Source organism: Dietzia sp. CW19 (assembly GCF_014145265.1).
GTDB classification, from domain to species: domain Bacteria; phylum Actinomycetota; class Actinomycetes; order Mycobacteriales; family Mycobacteriaceae; genus Dietzia; species Dietzia natronolimnaea.
This window is the reverse complement of record NZ_JAALEE010000153.1, coordinates 1-1,571: the sequence shown is the minus strand read 5'-3', so window position 1 is coordinate 1,571 and position 1,571 is coordinate 1. Positions and strand designations below refer to the sequence as shown.

Sequence of the window (1,571 nt, the reverse complement as noted above, 5' to 3'; positions counted from 1 at the left end):
TGGGGAGTTCGACCAGGAGTTCGTGCTGGTCGTCAACCCGGACGTGTGGTTCGAGCCGGGTTCCGTGGACGCGCTGCTCGCCGCCGCCCACCGGTGGCCCCGGGCGGCGGCGTTCGGCCCGAGGATCGCGGAGACCGACGGTTCGGTGTACCCCTCGGCCCGCGCCGTGCCGCGGCTCGGCGCCGGTATCGGCCACGCCCTGCTGGGTCCGGTGTGGCCGGGTAACCCGTGGACCGCCAACTACCTCGACGACTCCGACATGGAGTCCGAACGGACCGCGGGGTGGTTGTCCGGGTCGTGCCTGCTGCTGCGACGTGAGGCGTTCGACGCGCTCGGCGGGTTCGACGAGAGGTACTTCATGTACCTGGAGGACGTGGACCTGGGGGACCGGCTCGGCCGGGCCGGGTGGCAGAGCGTCTACGTGCCGTCGTCGGTGATCCACCACGACCAGGGACACGCGGCCAGGACCGTGCCGGAGTTCACCCTCCGGGCACACCACAACAGCGCCTACCTGTTCCAGGCGGACAGGCATCCGGCCGCGTGGCAGGCACCGATACGCTGGGCGCTGAGGGCGGGTCTGGAACTACGGTGCCGCCTCGCGATCCGGTCCGCCCGGCGCGATCTTCGCTGACGCGCCGGACGAGACCATCCACCGGCCCGTGTGGGCCGCGCGAGCGCGCGGCCGGGGCCCCACGACATCGGGAGTAGGACTGTGACCTCGACGACCCCCTCCAGCGCCGAGCCGCGCGATCTGATCGCCGACACCGAGGCGGTGGTCCTGGTGGGCGGCAAGGGGACCCGCCTGCGGCCGCTGACCATCTCGGCGCCCAAGCCCATGTTGCCCACGGCCGGTCTGCCCTTCCTCACCCATCTGCTCTCGCGGATCCGGGCGGCGGGCATCCGGCGCGTGGTGCTGGGCACGTCGTTCAAGGCGGAGGTGTTCGAGGAGCACTTCGGGGACGGGTCCGACCTCGATCTGGAGCTGACGTACGTGGTGGAGACCGAGCCGCTGGGCACGGGCGGCGGCATCCGCAACGTCCTGGACGAGCTCACCGCCTCGACGATCATGGTGTTCAACGGCGACGTGCTGGGCGGGACCGATCTCACCCGGATCCTCGATCTCCACCACGCCAAGAGCGCGGATCTGACCATGCACCTGGTGCGGGTCTCCGATCCCCGTGCGTTCGGCTGTGTGCCGACCGATGAGGACGGCCGGGTCCTGGAGTTCCTCGAGAAGACGCAGGACCCGCCGACCGATCAGATCAACGCCGGTTGCTACGTCTTCCGGCGTGAACTGATCGCTCAGATCCCCGAGGGCGCCCCCGTCTCGGTGGAGCGCGAGACCTTCCCGCAGCTGCTCGCCGAGGGCAGGCGGGTCTACGGCTTCGTCGACTCGGCGTACTGGCGGGACATGGGCACGCCCGAGGACTTCGTCCGCGGGTCCTCCGACCTGGTGCGCGGCATCGCGCCGTCGCCCGCACTCGAGAGCCACCACGGCGAGGCGCTCGTCCACGACGGCGCGGGGGTCGGCGCCGGGGCGGTCCTCATCGGGGGGACCGTGGTCGGTCGCG

Annotated in this window: 2 protein-coding genes; both read left to right on the top strand. The window is 71.4% G+C overall.

Annotation, left to right across the window (positions count from 1 at the left end; translation table 11 throughout):
* A partial coding sequence (locus tag G6021_RS05435) for a glycosyltransferase family 2 protein (RefSeq protein ID WP_182640807.1) occupies positions 1-631 on the top strand: 631 nt, incomplete at its 5' end.
* Between the two features lie 81 nt (positions 632-712).
* Positions 713-1,571: NDP-sugar synthase (locus G6021_RS05430; RefSeq protein ID WP_347238919.1), on the top strand; the 859-nt coding region annotated here is incomplete at its 3' end.